Origin of the sequence: Pseudomonas fluorescens (assembly GCF_902497875.1) — a bacterium.
Classification (GTDB): domain Bacteria; phylum Pseudomonadota; class Gammaproteobacteria; order Pseudomonadales; family Pseudomonadaceae; genus Aquipseudomonas; species Aquipseudomonas fluorescens_BR.
In genome coordinates, this window is sequence record NZ_CABVHY010000062.1 from 1 (window position 1) to 15,580 (window position 15,580).

A 15,580-nucleotide genomic window follows, 5' to 3' on the forward strand; every position below is an offset into this window, starting at 1 on the left:
AGCTAAGGCTGTGGGAGCCGGAGCCGCTGAAGTATCGACAGGTGAAGGCCATGGTTCGTCGCCTGAATGACCTTCAGGAAATGCTGCAGATGGAACGTAATCGTCTGGATGTGTCCGACGACAGCGTCAAGATTTCGATCAAATCCGTAATCAGCCACATCGAGAAAGAGATTGCCGAAACCAAAAAGGCTCTCAAGAAACACATTGATGACGACCCGGACATGCGCCAAATGCGCGATTTGATGGTGACCATTGATGGCATTGCCGACAAATCGGCGCAAATGCTGTTTGCCGAGCTGGGCGACCTGCGAAAGTATTCGAATCCTCGACAAATGGTGGCGGCGGCGGGCTTAAATCCAAAGCTGGAAGAGTCTGGCCAGCTTAAGGGCCGCACCTTTATCTCGAAAATCGGATCAGCGCGACTCCGAACCGGGCTCTACATGCCAGGTCTGGTGGCGATGCAGCACAACGAAGCGATTATCGCGCTCAAAGAGCGATTGAAAGCCAACGGCAAGGCCCCCAAGCAGATCATCTGTGCAGCAATGCGCAAGCTGCTGCACATCATCTTTGGAGTGATCAAATCGGGCCAGCCCTTTGACCCGAAACTTGCGCTTGCCCGGTGAGAGTTAAGACGGTATCTACAGATTTTGCGTACACCCGATGATGTGCAGGTGTCGGTAATCGGCGTAGGAGCTGCCGCAGGCTGCGATCTTGGCGATATGGCCTGCGCCCCCAGACGTTCTGAAATGATTCTCCCCGCCCCCGTCTGCGTCACCCGCTACTCTCCCTGGACGGACAAATCCCGGACAACCGGGATACTGACAAGGAGCCAAGCATGTTGAAACTCACTGGACTGCCCTTAACTCTCGCCGCCCTCACCCTGAGTGCAACCGCCCACGCCGATGTCGATCTGAAGCTGGGCAGCACCGAGCGTGTGACCCGGCTGTTTGCCTATCCCAATAACTGCGAGGTGATTTGTTTCCGCGACTGGACGCTTGAACAGACTGTCGAGCACTACCTGACCCAAAGCGTGCAACGCGATGGCTACAGTGCGGCGAAAGTCAGCGTCAAAACTGACAACGACCAGCTTTACGCGGCCATCAGCGGTGTACCGAAGACCTATGAGAAGCCACTGGCGGCGCTGCTGGATGCCGGAGATCTGGCCTACAACGGCGCGAGCAAACTGAATGCCGATGGCAAATGGGCCTATAGCTGGTATCTGTTTCTACCGCTGGGGATGGCGCTGGAGAATCGCAAGAGTGTCGAGTTGCTGCACTTCCCGCCGGACTACTCCCTGACCCGCGCCCAGGACTACCTGGAGTCCGCCACTACCGACCGCTGGGCCACGTTGTTGACCGCCAATGGCATTGCGGCGGAGCAAACACCGGCCTATCAGACCATCATCGACATCGCACCGATTGCCGCGCCGTCCAGCGCCGGTAAGGATCTGGAGGGCGTCTACGACTACTTCAAGGATTACCAGACCACCATGGTCAAGGAGGTCAGCCAGAATGCCAGCGGCGCGGCCTTGCCGATGGTTGCCTTCGGTGCACCGGTACGAAACTGGATCAAGCAGCAATATGGGGCAACCGTCAGTGTGCTGGGCCTGGCTCAGATCAGCCCGAGCGAAGGGGTGAAGGTGCCGGTTCTGGGCTCCAATCATCCCAGCTATATCTGGTATGCCGCCGACCCGCAGAGTTATGACGGCGATCAAGCCAAGGCCGATGCCGCCGGTTTGATCGTCATGGGCCAGGATCTGAGTGCCGCGTGCTGGCAGGCCGGGATGGGCAGCAAGCCCGGAAGCGATCCGAATGTGCAGTTGAAAAGCTGTATGCAAACCTGGCAAGTCACCCGCAAAGAGCAAACCTGCGAGCTGTTCTACACCTCGATCCGCAATCTGACAGTGGCGCAAGCTCAAGCCAAGTGCTCGACGGCTCCGATCAAGTCTCAGTTGAGCCAGCTCAAGGCCCCCGCACCGGTAGCCTCGAGCGCCGCACCGCGACTATAAAACCAACCGCCCAGCCTTGCCTGACGCAGGCTGGGGCCGATATCGACTGTCAGATATGACAGTAGATTCTCTTGTTTATTTGCGAGACTCTTGAGGTGGACCCATTTGCTGCGGGGCTGGCAGGAAGCCAGTGCACTGCGGTCGTAGCACCGAACCGACAAGGACCGTTATGAAAAGCCCGGCGATGGAAAAACCTCGTGAATTAGCCACCGATTGCCTCTATCCCTGCGACAAGCTATCCGTTTCGCAGGGCTACCCCGCGAGCCGCAACTTCAAGATTACCTATAACGAAAACGGGCAAGGCAGTGCAGTCGTTGCAATGTTGGATTTACAACGCATACGGCGGATCTGCAAGGTGTCCGGACAGTTGCTATCCGCTCGCGGCCCGCATACACACCAACTGATACCCGGCATCCATGTCTACGATCCCTTCTTCAGTGGTTTGCTGGCGCACTCTTGCGATCCCAATGTCTTTCTCGACATGAGCGAGCTATGGCTGTGGTCGTTGCAGGACATTACCAAGGGCACGTTGCTGTGCATGGACTACGCCAGCACCGAAGACGAACTGTTCCATCAGTTCGCCTGCCGCTGCGGTTCAGCCGAATGCCGAGGCTGGATCACCGGCTACAACGAGTCGCCAAATGCCGAAGGACTGCTGTTTATGCAGCATTGGCGCCGACACAGCCTTTGTTGAGTGCGTTGGTCAAATCGCTCCGACCGGGCGCAAGCGATACTGCGGTGGCAGCTGTTCAAAACCGCTGATGGTCGCGTTCAGGCTTTTCCAGCGACCGTCCTTGATGCCATAGATGCAGCCGTGGATCGACAGGGCCTGCCCGCGATGCCAGGCGTTTTGCACTATGCTTGTATGGCCGACGTTGGCGACTTGCTGGATCACGTTCAGCTCGCAGAGACGGTCGACTCGCTCTTCTTCCGTGGCCAGCAGGGCCAGCGGTTCACGGTGTTCGTAGTAAAGGTCACGAATCGAGCGTAGCCAGCCGTCGATCAGGCCCAACTGCCGATCCTGCATCGAGGCGCGCACTCCGCCGCAGCCGTAGTGGCCGGTGACCAGGATATGTTTGACCTTGAGCACATCCACCGCGTACTGGATGACCGACAGGCAGTTGAGGTCAGTGTGCAGCACCACGTTGGCCACGTTACGGTGGACGAACAGATCACCGGGCAGCATGCCAACGATCTCGTTGGCCGGTACCCGCGCGTCCGAACAGCCGATCCACAAGTATTCAGGCGTTTGTTGGCGGGCCAGTTTGGCGAAGAAGTCAGGATCTTCCTGCTTGATCGCGTCGGCCCAGCGCTCGTTGTTATCAATCAGATCTTGTAGTTCGTTCATGCTATGAAGCCTCAAGAATGATGTGCTGCTTTTTGACAGACGACCGCCGGTCGGGGTCACGCTCTGTGTGCAGATAGCCGAGCGAGGATAATACCGTGGAATCTTAGAGGGTAACGCCTGTCCACCCTATAGGCCTTACATTATGAGGAGTTGTCATGACCGAATCACGACGTCCCTACGGCGCGCCACAGCCGGAGGAGATCGACGACACCGAAGATCGCATGGGTTCGATGCAGGAGCTGCATTTCGATGAAGACGAAACCCGCGACCGCATCGCCGAGCTGACACCTGACAGCGAACGTCAGCAGGCCCCGGCGCGCAAGCGCAGCCATGAGGCGGGTATGTCCGGTGGCTCGACGCTGGATCATGAATCAACCGATGACGACCTCAGCGCCGAAACCATGATCCTCGAAGACGGCGCGCGCGATGCCGCTGAAGCCGGCGAAGACGAGCCGGCCGATTGGGACCTGAGCATCGTCGACGAAGATGACATCGGCGGAGGCAATGGCCTGGATGAAGCCGAAATGGCCGAGCGTGAGCCTGTGGATGGCAATCGGTAACCCACCGGTATCACTGGAAGCACGCCCAACCCGTAGGAGCTGCCGCAGGCTGCGATCTTTTGACGTTATGACGGCAGTCCTGAATCTGGCGGCGCGGCATCTGCCGCTAAAGATCGCAGCCTGCGGCAGCTCCTACGGGAGGTGATCTAGTCAACCAGGGTGCAAGCCATCACCACTGCATCTTCACGCCCGCCCACTGCCGGGTAATAATCGCGCCGGCGACCGATTTCGTTGAAGCCGTAGCGCTCATAGAGCTTGAAAGCCGCGCGATTGCTGTCGCGAAGTTCCAGGAAGCATTCCCGGGCCTTCGCTTCGTAAGCGCGGGACATCAAGTGCTCCAGCAGCTGCAAGCCGAGACCGCGCCCCTGGTTTTCCGGTTTGACCGTGATGTTCAGCAAATGCGCTTCATCCAGGATGATCTGGACGACACCGTGTCCCACCTGTTGCTCGCCTTCGAACATCAACCAGATCTGGTACTTGCCCAAGCCATCAAGAAAAATCCCACGGGTCCACGGGTGGCTGAACGCCGCGTATTCGATTTTCAGTACAACATCCAGGTCCGCCTCGGTCATCGGACGGAACGTTACCGCATCACTCATCGTTGCTTTTCCAGCGCGCCATCAGCCGACGCATGGCTTGCCAGATATCAGCTTTACGCTGTGGCTCTTCCATTAATAATTCCAGGCCCGGCAGCGCCCAGACCGAGCCCAAACCTTCGACCTGCAGTTCACGGTTGTAGGATTCGGCGTTCGCTTCACCCGCAAAGCGTATTGCCGGCAGGCCGATCAGCCATAGACAGACGCAAGGTGCGTCCTCCAGGCGTGCCGAAACAAAACCTTGCACAAAGTCACGGGCCGCTTCAGGACCTTGATCCATCGTGCCGCGCACCAGCAACGGCCAACGCACCGGCTCACCGACGATTTGCGGGCTGTCCGGCAGACCGGCGGCGCGCAGCATGTCTTTGAGCAGCAAATAGGCCGGATCGCGGGTCTGGAAGGCTTCGCCTGTGGGTAACTCCACCAGCAGCAGACAAGCACCAGCCCGCAGCAGCTGCAAGGCGAAACGTGGCGGCGACACTTGCGGCGCCCTGACCACCGGCGCAGCCGCCTCCTGGACCTGGACCGCGGGTTTACTCACGCTGGTCGGCCTTGGCACTTCGATCTTCGCCCGCTCGACAGGCCTGGCCACAGGCTCGGCGACGACTTTCCCACTGGGAGCAGGCGCAACCGCAACAGGCGCAACCGCCTCGACCGGCGGCTCAGGCATCACCAGCAGCTCCGGGCGCGACGGCGCGGCAAACGGCAATTCGGTGCGCGGCAGCCAGTTGACCACCTGCATGGCGGTCAAATAAGCGCGGCGACGGGACTCGATAAGCAAAGGTCGGCCACTTGTGGATAACTAAAGAGGAGGGATTCTACCGCCCTTCGCCCAAGATCGCCCGCCGTTGATCGATAGAAAATCAGCAGGACGATTCATCAAGAGACCGGGGGTGAATCGCAGACCCTGCGATGCAGTACAATCGCGGCTTTTAATCGTCAACCAGCCGGCCTCTCCGATGATCGAACCCAAGCGCGTCTTGCGCGCCCTCGCCGAACACTGGGCACTCCTGGAGCCTCTGTGCGAGCATTTCGACCAAGGCACTTTGAGCCTCAACGAACTGCGTTCACAGCTGGGCGCCCAGCAATTGGACAGCACGCCACAGGACATCACCAGCCTGCTGGACGTGTGGATCCGCCTGGATATTCTGGTTCCGGTGGCAAAAAGCCCGAACCGTTTCGAGTTGAACGCACAAATCCACGACTTCCTCGCGTACCTGCGGCGCGAGCACCGTCTGGGCCTGTGCCTGGAAATCGAAGCTTATCTGCGCCATCTGGAGCGGCTGGCCGGTTATATCCAGGACGCCTTCGACATCCGTGATAGCAGTGATCTGGCGCGTCAGTTGCGGTTGCTGGACATGCGTGTACGCGATGTGCTGAAAAAACTCGCCAACGACGAACAGGCTCTGGTGGCGGTCGCCGAGCGGGCCAAGACCAGCGACCGGCAGATTCCACTGCGTCAGCGCTACGCCGAGGTGCTGGCGACTTGGGACGAATACGTCGAACCGATGATCCAGCTGGTCAACGCTGACGGCGCGTTCGAGCAAGGCGTGCGCAAAGTCGAGAACGTGCTGCTGCGCATGCTCAGCGAACAGCAGCGCCTCGGTCACCTGGTCGATGACGACATGCTGCTGCGCACTCACGCTCGCATCCTCGAAATGCAGACCAGCGCCCAGCTGACCCTGCGTCACGCCCGGGAACTACTCCTGCCACTACGCGAAGAAGCCCGCCGCCATAACGCCGTGACCCGTGGTGCAGCACTGGCGCTGGCGGCCATCCGGCGCAAAGGCATCGATGCGGTGCCGCAAGCGGCGATGCCGATGTTCACCCGGCCGCAAAGTACCTTCCTCGGCAGTGCCAGCCAGGTCGAGGCCTATGTGTATGCCCTGGCGCGCTTCGAGCCGAAACCGGCGCGTTTCCCCAAGGCTCACAAGACTCAAAAGGGCGAAGCCCCGAATGCCCCGCGCACCGTTCGGGAAATGCTCGAACGCTGCGAAGACGCCCTGCCGATGCCGGATCTGATGACCTGGCTGCTGGAACAGGAACCGGACGGCGCCACCGACGAATTGCTCTATTGGTTCTCGCGCCTGTCGCGGGAGAAACGCTTCAAACGCGAGCGCCTCGAACGTCGCGACTACCACACTCACGAGCATCAGGTCAGCCTGCGCTCCTTCGCCCTGCTCTCGGCCCGCGATGACGCGGCCGAGAATTCTGCGAGCACTCCACATGCATCTTGATCTTTCCGAACTGTCCCAGCTCGCGCCGATCTTTCGCGAGCTGCTCAAGGGTTACCATGTCAGTCGCCGCGACCCGGAGCTGTACGCGCAACTATCAAACTTTCAGGACCAGTACCGCACGTTGTTCAAGGCGCTGGGCTTCGAACTGGTCTGCGATACCCGTGGTTTCTACTACTTCGTTCCGGACCTCGCCACCGCTGCGGTGAACAAGACCGCCCAGCGTCTGGCGCTGTTCACCTTCATCATCGTCGAGCATCTGGCGGATCAGGGCCGCGACCCGGTGGCCGTGCTCGATGGTGGCAGTCTAGGCCGCGATGAGTTGCCGTCATTGCTGGAAAAATACCGCGATTTGTTCATTCAGGCCGAAGTACAGACCCAGGAAGAGCTGGAAGAAAAAATCATGCGGCGCATGACCCAGCTCGGCTTCGCTAGCGAAGAAAATGGCATCTACCGTTTCCTGCCGCCGATGCACCGTTTCCTCGATGTTTGCCTGTCGGTCCAGCAAGACCGTGATTTGGCTGCGAGTCTGCACAGCGTGTTGCCATTGCCGGTACCCGTGCTGATCGATGACGACAGTGATGAAAAACTGCTGGAAACCGATGACCCACTGGACCTTAGTGACTTCGAGGAAGAGAGCGAAGAAGACGCGCTGGCCCGCGCCATTGCCGCTGAACAGGAGATCGACGCATGAGCCAGGAACGCTACGGCATTCGCCGCTTTGCCCTGCTGAACACCGCCGGTTACAGCCTTGGGCTGTTTCCGCTGGAGCACCCGTTGTCGGTATACGGCGCGAACAACCTCGGTAAATCCGCCTCGATCAACGCCTTGCAGTTCCCGATCCTGGCGCGCATGTCGGACATGAGCTTCGGCAAGTACAGCCTGGAGCAATCCCGGCGCTTTTACTTTGCTTCAGACACCAGTTACATCCTGGTCGAAGTCTGCCTGCCCCACGGCACCCACGTGATCGGTGTCGTCGGTCGCGGCCCGGGGGGCGGCTTCGGTCACCAGTTCTTTGCTTATGCCGGCAAACTCGACCTGGCGCATTACCAGAAAGATGACACCTGCCTGCGGCAGAAAGAACTGTTCAGCAATCTCGAGCGCCAGGGCCTGAAAGCCTACGAGCTCAAGCCCGAAGAACTGCGTCGGTTGCTGGTGGGCGGTCACACTTCGATTCCGCTGGACCTGACCCTGATTCCACTGCGCTCCACCAGCGAACAGAGCCTGAAGACCTTCCGCGCATTGTTCATCAACCTGCTGCACATGCGCGAAATCACCGCGGCCAAGCTCAAGCAACTATTCCTTGATGCCTTTGAGCACAGCCTGCGGTCCGGCAGTGTCGACTACATCGCTGCCTGCGAAGAAGCCTTCCGCGATGTCCGGCGGATGGAGCAGGACTACAACTCGCTGGTCACCGCAGGCCCCCTGGTCGAAGCCTTGGCCGCCGGGGTCACCCAGCGCAATTTCCTGCGCGGCAAGCTGCATCGCCTGTCGCCGCTGCTCGACTCCTTGCTCGGCACCTGGTCGGACTACGCCGGTGCGCGCAAGGAAGAGCTGCTGATTCAATCCGAGCATTACCGCAACGAACAGGACGCCCTGCAAAACGACCAACGCAGTAGCACTCAGGAATTGATGCGTCTGGAGCGGGAAATCAGCGGCATTCAGCGCTGGCTCGGTGAACTGTCGGTGCTCAAGCATCGCTTTGCCCTGGTCGATGATGTCAAAGTCCTCGAACAGCAGCTGCTGGCCGCCAAAGACGCTCACGATGAACTGGCCGGTGCTCTTGCACAGTCCCGGCAGTTCAGCGCCGAAGACCTTGAAGAGCGTCTGCGGGATCTGGAAAAACGCCTGAAGTCGGTCAAGCAGCAACTCGATCATGCCGACAACAACAGTTACGCCCGCCTGCGCGAAGAATTCTCGCCACAGGACGTCGAACGGCTGATGCGCCTGTTCAACAGCGCGCTGTTCAGCCTGCCACTGGGCGAGCACGGCATCGATCTGGACGAAAATGGCCAGTGGGTCAAATCCATGGAGCTGATTCTCGATGGCTTCAAGGGCGAGCGTTTCGAAGTACCGGGTCTGTCCATCGACCTGTCGCACATCGAGCCGCCGGCGCTGCAAGCCCTGGCCGACCGCGCGGCGCTGCGCGATCAGAAGGAGCGCCTGGAAAAAGAACTCAAGCAACTGAAAACCCAACAGGCCGTTGCGGCGGACCGCGCCGCCAGCAAGACCCAGACCGAAGCGCTGTATCAGCAAGTGCTGGACGCGCAGAAAGCCCTGGAGGATTTCCGTCGCTCGCAAACCCTGAGCGCCGAGGAAGATGACAAGCTTGAGCAACTGGCACAGATGGAAGGCGCCCAGGATGAACTGAAGCGCTCCAGCGACGCCTTCACCGAACGCGTCCAGCAACTGTCGGCCAAGCTGCAACTGGTCGGCCGGCAGCTCGGCGACATGGAAGCCAAGCAGCGCACGCTCGATGATGCCCTGCGCCGCCGCCAGCTGTTACCTGCCGATCTGCCGTTCGGTACGCCCTTCATGGACCCGGTCGACGACTCCATGGACAACCTGCTACCGCTACTCAATGACTACCAGGACAGCTGGCAAGGTTTGCTGCGCAGCGATGGACAGATTGAAGCGCTGTACGCTCAGGTTCGCCTCAAGGGCGTGGCCAAGTTCGACAGCGAAGACGATATGGAGCGTCGCCTGCAACTGCTGATCAATGCCTACGCGCACCGTACCGACGAAGCCCTGACCCTGGGCAAGGCGCGCCGCGCGGCGGTCACCGATATCGCACGGACCCTGCGCAACATCCGTAGCGACTACGACAGCCTTGAACACCAGTTGGCCCTGTTCAACCGTGAGATCAACAAGCGCCAGGTGTCCAACCTGCAAAGCTTCCGCATTGTCCTGGCGCCGAACAAGGAAGCCCTCAAGCATATCGACCAGATCATCCACAGCGCCGGTCAGTATGAAGAAGGCGAAACCCTCTCGGTGTTCGACCTGAGCCAAAGCGCCGATCAGGACAACAAGAACGAGGAGGCCAAGGAGTATCTGGCGCGCCTGGTGGCGGCAAACCATAACCAACTGGGCCTCAAGGACCTGTTCGAACTGGCGTTCGAGATCACCAAGGTCAACGGCCAACCGGTCATCCACACCGACATCGATGGCGCCGCGTCCAACGGCACGACCATGACCATCAAGGCGCTGACCAACATGTATTTGTTGCTGCACTTGATGGATCGTGATCAGGCCGGCCGCGTCCGTCTGCCGTATTACCTCGACGAGGCGGCAGACATCGACGAGAAGAACCAGGCGGCATTGCTGGAAACCAGCCTGCAACTGGGTTTCGTGCCGATTCTGGCCAGTGTGAAGCCGCAGGTCTGCGCCCATGTCGCCATCGACCTGGAAGGCGGCAGCGGGCCGAACGGAATTTACATCGATGAGGCGGACTGGAAATACATCCGTCGGCATGACGAGGTGAAGGTTGCGATCAAGGTTGAATCGACCGAGCCGGAGCTGGACGAGGTTTAATCGCTCATTGCCGCAGAAATGAAAAGGCCGCGATCCATTGGATCGCGGCCTTTTTTGTTTTTTGTAGGAGCAAACGGAACGCCGCCCGGCTGCTCCTACAGGGGTGCGCTTATTTACCCAAAGAGATCTTCGGCGCCCAGCCCAGCCATTCCTCTTCGAACTTGTCGAACAACGGGAAAGTTTGCTCCGCTCGAACCGGGTTACCCATGCGTTCACCATCCGGTGTCGCAAAGGCAATGCCGCCCTGGATCAAGGTCTCCAGGGATTCGGTACGCACCGTCGCGCCCTTGAACAGGCCGATATCCAGACCAAAGCCGCTGGTGTTCCAGAATCGGCTACCGCTACGAACCAATGGCGCGTACTTCGGCTCGATCAGGATATGAATCAGCACTCGATCGGCGGTTTGACCCAACTCATAAGCGGTGACTTTTCCCACAGTGACTTCCCGGTAGGTTACCGGCACACCGGCCTTCAGCGATCCCCGGCGAGCGGCACTCAGCACCAGGCTCAAGCCAGCCTCGGAGACCGCCGATTCCGGTGGCTGGTTCAGCGCGACAAAGTTCTTTTGCGGACCGAGATTTTTCGCCGCTGGCTGAACTTCCAGGTATTGCCCGGTGACCAGTGTTTCAAGGTTGGAGGTCTTGATCAGACCCAATTCCGGCTTGACCACCCAGAACTGGCTACCCGCACGGGCAATGCGTTCAGGCACTTCAGTGATACGTGCCGTCAGCAGTACCGACTGCAAATCATCGCTGAGATCGACGTCCTCGACCTTGCCGACATCCAGCCCCCTGAAGCGAATCGGCGTGCCATTGCGCAAGCCGTCGGCGCGATCGACCTTGATCGTGATCACTGCCCCCTTCTGCGTCGCCTCTTCATGGTTGGCGAACAGACGGAAGCGCGGAATACGCTTGCTCAACGGTACTTTCGCTTCCGGGGTTTCGAAGGCAATGCCTCCGGCCATCAAGCTTTGCAGCGATTCACTTTTGACTTGAATACCGCCCGTCAAACCACCCGACAAGGTGATCCCACTGGCATTCCAGAAACGCGACGAGCCGTTGACCAGTCCTTCGTATTCCTTCTCGATGTGCACACCGATAACCAATTGCTTGCGAGTGCGCGAGAACTGATAACTCTGCACCGAACCGACCTTGACCTGCTTGTAGAGAACCGGACTGCCAACCTCCAGCGAACCCAGGTTTTCGGTGAGCAGCACCATATGCAGGCCAGGGGAGCGCAAGTCCAGCGGCGGCGCCTTGGCCCGGGCCTCGAACTCGCGTTGCGGTGCACCGCCCTTGTCACCCGGCCGGATCGCAATGTAGTTACCTTTGACCAAAGCCTCCAGGCCGGTGATGCCGGCCAGCGAAATGGACGGCTTGACCACCCAGAACTGGGTGCCGTCTACCAGATAGTCTTCGGCCAATGGATCAAGCGTCAACTCGGCACTGGCGCTGGACAGATCGGGATCGACTTTCAGGGCTTTGAGGCTACCCACCTGAATCCCCTTGTACATCACTGGCGTGCGACCAGCCTGCAAGCCTTCAAAGTCACTGAGCTTGACCTTGATCCGGATACCGGCCTGGGCCGCCTCGAAGTCTTCATAGAGGCGAAACGGCAGGCTCGGATCAGTAGGCGGACTGTCTTTGCGATTTTCCGGAGTGGCAAATGCAATGCCACCGGCCACGATACTGGACAGAGACTCGCTACGCACTTTCACACCGGACAGGTTGGCATCAATACTGATCCCGCTGGCGTTCCAGAAACGCGTATGTTTGCGCACCAGCTTGGCGTAAGTCGGCTCGATATAAACCTTGATTTCGACAGTATTCTGATCTTCGGACAACAGGTAGCTTTTCACCTGCCCCACCTGGATCTGCTTGTAGAACACCGGGCTGCCGCGATTCAGCGAGCCCAGGCGATCCGCCTTGACGGTCAGGTGCAAGCCCGGCTGGGAATCCGACAATGGCGGCTCTTGCGCCAGGGCCTTGAACTTGCGGGTCGACTCACCCTCGCCCGGGCTGACCGCGATGTAGTTGCCCGACACCAGCGTTTCGAGCCCGGTTATCCCGGCCAGGGTCACGCTCGGCTTGACCAGCCAGAAACGCGTGCTGGTCTTCAGATAAGGTTCGACATCCTTGTTCATTTCGACAGTAGCGATCACGCCCTTATTGTTGCCCTCGTCATCGAGGGCCAGGGCTTTGACCTTGCCGACCGGCATGCCTTTGTAGACCACCTCGGTCTTGTTTACCTGAATACCTTCGCCACTTTCAAAGCGAACCTGGATCTGGATACCGGTCTCGTTGTACGCACGCCAGCCCAGCCAGCCGCCGATCACCAGGGCGATCAGGGGCAGCACCCAGATGGCCGACCAATTGGAAGCCGGTCGAGTTTTAGCTTTAGGCAAATCAGTCATGGTCGTCGTCCGACTCCGTGTTATCCCAAATCAGTCGGGGATCGAAAGTTACTGCAGCAAGCATTGTCAAAATCACCACGCTGGAAAAAGCCACCGCGCCGAGATTCGCTTCGATACTGGCGAGCCGGCCAAAACTTACCAACGCCACCAGAATGGCGATCACGAAGATATCCAGCATTGACCAGCGGCCAATGAACTCGATGAATCGATACATCATGATGCGCTGGCGAGCCGACAGCGGCTGATGACGTTGCACCGAGAACAACAGCAAAGCGATACCTACCAACTTGAAGGTGGGAACCAGGATGCTCGCGATAAACACCACCGCCGCGATCGGAAACATACCGTGCTGAACCAGCTCGATCACCCCCGACATAATGGTGCTGGGAGCGCCCTGACCTAAAGAACTGACCGTCATGATCGGCAACAGATTCGCCGGAATATAGAGAATCGCGGCAGTCACCAGCAGCGCCCAAGTCCGCACCAAGCTGTTCGGGCGCCGCGCATGAACCAGCGCGCCACAGCGGGTACAGGTCTGCTCATTGCTGTCCGGCTCCTGCCTGTTCAACTCGTGGCACTCCATACAAATCAGAATGCCCGCATCAATCGCCCGCATGAGCATCCTCTCCTGACAATGCCTGCCAGATTTGATGGGGCGACATCACCACCTCCAACCAGACCTGCACCATTAACAAACTGACAAAGCACGCCAGGCCGAGACCGACGGTGACCGCGGCCATGTCCGCCAATTTGACGATCGCCACCAAGACGCCCATCAAATAGACCTCGAGCATTCCCCAATCACGTAGATGGTGATAAATGCGGTAGAGCAGCAAGCCGTAGCTGCGACCTGTGTTCCAGCGAATACTCAGCAACACGACCAACTGGCAGATCAGTTTGAGCAGCGGAATCCCCATGCTGCAGAGAAACACCACGACCGCCACGCCTTGCATGCCGGTATTGAATAAAGCGACCACGCCACTCCAGACAGTGTCTTGCGACGACTGCCCGAGTAGATTGAGCTGCATGATGGGTAAAAAGTTCGCGGGGACATACAACAGCAAGGCGGCGATAACCAAAGCCAGGCTGCGTTCCACGACGTTGTGCCGATGAGCGTACAACTCATAACCACAGCGCGGGCATTGGGCTTTCTCACCGTGAGCGAGGTCTGGCTTGCGCATCAGCAAGTCACACTCATGGCACGCCACCAAGTCGTCCAGCGGTAAATCTGACACCTCCAGGGTATCAACCGGATCTGGCATAAAAGGCTCTGGTTTGGAAAATGTTGGGCCTATTCTAGTGTTCTGACTCGAAAATAACTGTGCAAAATTGTTTTGCAACATTCTTGCCGCCGGACGCCTACAAATCGCGCCCAAAAACAAAACCCCTACCTGCATACGCAGATAGGGGTTTCGGAATTTAATCTTGACGATGACCTACTCTCACATGGGGAAACCCCACACTACCATCGGCGATGCATCGTTTCACTGCTGAGTTCGGGATGGGATCAGGTGGTTCCAATGCTCTATGGTCGTCAAGAAATTCGGGTACTGAGTCGTGGCCAGTTGGCCTCGCTTCAGCAAATTGGGTATGTGATAGCTTGGTGTTTTGTGAGTATCTCGAACTTTCGGTTCGTTTCGTCTTCACACACCGCAATCTGGTGCCTTTTCGCTTTTCAGCTCGAAGCATGCAAATTGCTTGGGTGTTATATGGTCAAGCCTCACGGGCAATTAGTATTGGTTAGCTCAACGCCTCACAGCGCTTACACACCCAACCTATCAACGTCGTAGTCTTCGACGGCCCTTCAGGGGACTCAAGGTCCCAGTGAGATCTCATCTTGAGGCTAGTTTCCCGCTTAGATGCTTTCAGCGGTTATCTATTCCGAACATAGCTACCCGGCAATGCCACTGGCGTGACAACCGGAACACCAGAGGTTCGTCCACTCCGGTCCTCTCGTACTAGGAGCAGCCCCTCTCAAATCTCAAACGTCCACGGCAGATAGGGACCGAACTGTCTCACGACGTTCTAAACCCAGCTCGCGTACCACTTTAAATGGCGAACAGCCATACCCTTGGGACCGGCTTCAGCCCCAGGATGTGATGAGCCGACATCGAGGTGCCAAACACCGCCGTCGATATGAACTCTTGGGCGGTATCAGCCTGTTATCCCCGGAGTACCTTTTATCCGTTGAGCGATGGCCCTTCCATACAGAACCACCGGATCACTAAGACCTACTTTCGTACCTGCTCGACGTGTCTGTCTCGCAGTCAAGCGCGCTTTTGCCTTTATACTCTACGACCGATTTCCGACCGGTCTGAGCGCACCTTCGTACTCCTCCGTTACTCTTTAGGAGGAGACCGCCCCAGTCAAACTACCCACCATACACTGTCCTCGATCCGGATAACGGACCTGAGTTAGAACCTCAAAGTTGCCAGGGTGGTATTTCAAGGTTGGCTCCACGCGAACTGGCGTCCACGCTTCAAAGCCTCCCACCTATCCTACACAAGCAAATTCAAAGTCCAGTGCAAAGCTATAGTAAAGGTTCACGGGGTCTTTCCGTCTAGCCGCGGATACACTGCATCTTCACAGCGATTTCAATTTCACTGAGTCTCGGGTGGAGACAGCGCCGCCATCGTTACGCCATTCGTGCAGGTCGGAACTTACCCGACAAGGAATTTCGCTACCTTAGGACCGTTATAGTTACGGCCGCCGTTTACCGGGGCTTCGATCAAGAGCTTCGCGTTAGCTAACCCCATCAATTAACCTTCCGGCACCGGGCAGGCGTCACACCCTATACGTCCACTTTCGTGTTTGCAGAGTGCTGTGTTTTTAATAAACAGTCGCAGCGGCCTGGTATCTTCGACCGGCATGGGCTTACGCAGTAAATGCT

At 58.3% G+C, this 15,580-nt stretch carries 13 protein-coding genes and 2 rRNA genes; 7 read left to right on the forward strand and 8 right to left on the reverse strand.

Annotated elements, in window-relative coordinates; translation table 11 throughout:
- The 3 genes from F8N85_RS32930 to F8N85_RS32940 form a co-directional block, all read left to right on the forward strand.
- Positions 1 to 623 (forward strand): transposase (locus F8N85_RS32930; RefSeq protein ID WP_150807586.1); only part of this gene is annotated, 623 nt, incomplete at its 5' end.
- Positions 624 to 835: 212 nt separating this feature from the next.
- A complete protein-coding gene (locus F8N85_RS32935; protein ID WP_150807587.1) occupies positions 836 to 2,008 on the forward strand; it encodes a hypothetical protein in 1,173 nt (390 codons plus the stop codon).
- A 169-nt stretch (positions 2,009 to 2,177) separates the two neighbouring features.
- The gene (locus F8N85_RS32940; RefSeq protein ID WP_150807588.1) at positions 2,178 to 2,702 is read left to right on the forward strand and encodes a lysine methyltransferase; all 525 of its coding nucleotides are present in this window, start codon (positions 2,178 to 2,180) and stop codon (positions 2,700 to 2,702) included.
- A gap of 9 nt (positions 2,703 to 2,711) precedes the next feature.
- Here F8N85_RS32940 and can read toward each other — a convergent pair whose 3' ends face one another.
- On the reverse strand, positions 2,712 to 3,356 hold the full coding sequence (gene can / locus F8N85_RS32945) for a carbonate dehydratase (RefSeq protein WP_150807589.1): 645 nt from the start codon (positions 3,354 to 3,356) through the stop codon (positions 2,712 to 2,714).
- Positions 3,357 to 3,511: 155 nt separating this feature from the next.
- Here can and F8N85_RS32950 point away from each other — a divergent pair, with 155 nt between their 5' ends.
- A complete protein-coding gene (locus F8N85_RS32950) occupies positions 3,512 to 3,916 on the forward strand; it encodes a serine kinase/phosphatase (protein WP_150807590.1) in 405 nt (134 codons plus the stop codon).
- Between the two features lie 146 nt (positions 3,917 to 4,062).
- Here F8N85_RS32950 and rimI read toward each other — a convergent pair whose 3' ends face one another.
- Together rimI and F8N85_RS32960 are read right to left on the reverse strand one after the other, a co-directional pair.
- Positions 4,063 to 4,515: a ribosomal protein S18-alanine N-acetyltransferase gene (gene rimI, locus F8N85_RS32955; protein WP_150807591.1), complete on the reverse strand. Its 453-nt coding sequence runs from the start codon at positions 4,513 to 4,515 to the stop codon at positions 4,063 to 4,065.
- Positions 4,508 to 5,293 carry an energy transducer TonB gene (locus F8N85_RS32960; RefSeq protein WP_150807592.1) on the reverse strand — a complete coding sequence of 262 codons (786 nt, stop codon included), beginning with the start codon at positions 5,291 to 5,293 and terminating at the stop codon, positions 4,508 to 4,510. The genes rimI and F8N85_RS32960 overlap by 8 nt, the downstream gene beginning before the upstream one ends.
- Positions 5,294 to 5,471: 178 nt before the next feature.
- On the opposite strand from F8N85_RS32960, the gene mksB reads away from it, so the two are divergent.
- From mksB to mksF, 3 genes are read left to right on the forward strand one after another with little or no spacing between them, the layout of a single operon-like run.
- Positions 5,472 to 6,749, forward strand: a complete 1,278-nt coding sequence (gene mksB / locus F8N85_RS32965; protein WP_191636315.1) for an Mks condensin complex protein MksB — start codon at positions 5,472 to 5,474, stop codon at positions 6,747 to 6,749.
- The gene (gene mksE, locus F8N85_RS32970) at positions 6,739 to 7,440 is read left to right on the forward strand and encodes an Mks condensin complex protein MksE (RefSeq protein ID WP_150807594.1); all 702 of its coding nucleotides are present in this window, start codon (positions 6,739 to 6,741) and stop codon (positions 7,438 to 7,440) included. Before mksB ends, mksE begins: the two co-directional genes overlap by 11 nt.
- Entirely contained in the window at positions 7,437 to 10,277 is a 2,841-nt protein-coding gene (mksF, locus tag F8N85_RS32975; RefSeq protein WP_150807595.1) for an Mks condensin complex protein MksF, read from the forward strand. The genes mksE and mksF overlap by 4 nt, the downstream gene beginning before the upstream one ends.
- A 109-nt stretch (positions 10,278 to 10,386) precedes the next feature.
- Here mksF and F8N85_RS32980 read toward each other — a convergent pair whose 3' ends face one another.
- The 5 genes from F8N85_RS32980 to F8N85_RS33000 form a co-directional block, all read right to left on the reverse strand.
- Positions 10,387 to 12,690 (reverse strand): PqiB family protein, encoded by a 2,304-nt coding sequence (locus F8N85_RS32980; protein WP_150807596.1) that lies wholly within the window; start codon positions 12,688 to 12,690, stop codon positions 10,387 to 10,389.
- A complete protein-coding gene (locus tag F8N85_RS32985) occupies positions 12,683 to 13,306 on the reverse strand; it encodes a paraquat-inducible protein A (protein ID WP_150807597.1) in 624 nt (207 codons plus the stop codon). Before F8N85_RS32985 ends, F8N85_RS32980 begins: the two co-directional genes overlap by 8 nt.
- Positions 13,293 to 13,952 carry a paraquat-inducible protein A gene (locus tag F8N85_RS32990; RefSeq protein ID WP_150807598.1) on the reverse strand — a complete coding sequence of 220 codons (660 nt, stop codon included), beginning with the start codon at positions 13,950 to 13,952 and terminating at the stop codon, positions 13,293 to 13,295. Before F8N85_RS32990 ends, F8N85_RS32985 begins: the two co-directional genes overlap by 14 nt.
- A 161-nt stretch (positions 13,953 to 14,113) precedes the next feature.
- A 5S ribosomal RNA gene (rrf, locus tag F8N85_RS32995) occupies positions 14,114 to 14,229 on the reverse strand.
- Between the two features lie 170 nt (positions 14,230 to 14,399).
- Positions 14,400 to 15,580: ribosomal RNA gene (locus tag F8N85_RS33000) — 23S ribosomal RNA — on the reverse strand; the annotation flags it as partial.